Here is a 605-nt window from a genome sequence, read left to right on the forward strand (position 1 = left end):
TCGGCCTCGTTGTAGTAGCGCGCCGCCTGCTGCACCGAGCGGTGCTGCGAGAGCTGCATCGCCTCCGGCAACGACACACCCTGCTTCCCGGCCTCGGTCATGAACCCCGACCGCAAGCCATGGGCCGAGAACAGGGCGGGGTCGAGCCCGGCCCGGGCGCAGCGTGCCTTGAGGATCGCGTTCACGCTCTGCGGGTCGAGCGCCGTCGCGCCGAGCCGGCCCCAGCGGTCGATGCGCCGGAACACCGCCCCGGTCTCGATCCGGGCGAGGGCCAGCCAGTCGAGCAGAGCGGTGGCGGCACGCCCGATCACGACCACCCGGGCGTCGTCTTCGGCCGTCGTGGTCTTGGTACGCCCGAGCCGGATCGTGATCTTCGGCACCTTGGGGCTGTCCGGGTCACTGGGCTCGAGCGACACGGGCGCATCGCGAACGAGGTCCTCCACCCGCAAGCCAGCCACCTCGGCCCGCCGGCGCCCGCCGGACGCGAAGGCGACCAGCAGCAGTGCCCGGTCACGCACATCGACCAGCCGGTGCTCGTACAGGCAGGTGGTGAGCAACTTCTCGATCACCGCGGCGGTGACCGCCCGCTGACTCTTGCGGGTGCG

The 605-nt window shown here is 71.9% G+C and carries 1 protein-coding gene; it reads right to left on the minus strand.

All coding sequences use genetic code 11. The annotated features are described in order from the left end of the window. The coding region (locus MFF64_RS36580; RefSeq protein WP_238193925.1) for a site-specific integrase at window positions 1-605 on the minus strand (605 nt) is incomplete at both ends.

Origin of the sequence: Methylobacterium frigidaeris, from assembly GCF_022179185.1 — a bacterium.
In the GTDB taxonomy this organism is placed as follows: domain Bacteria; phylum Pseudomonadota; class Alphaproteobacteria; order Rhizobiales; family Beijerinckiaceae; genus Methylobacterium; species Methylobacterium frigidaeris.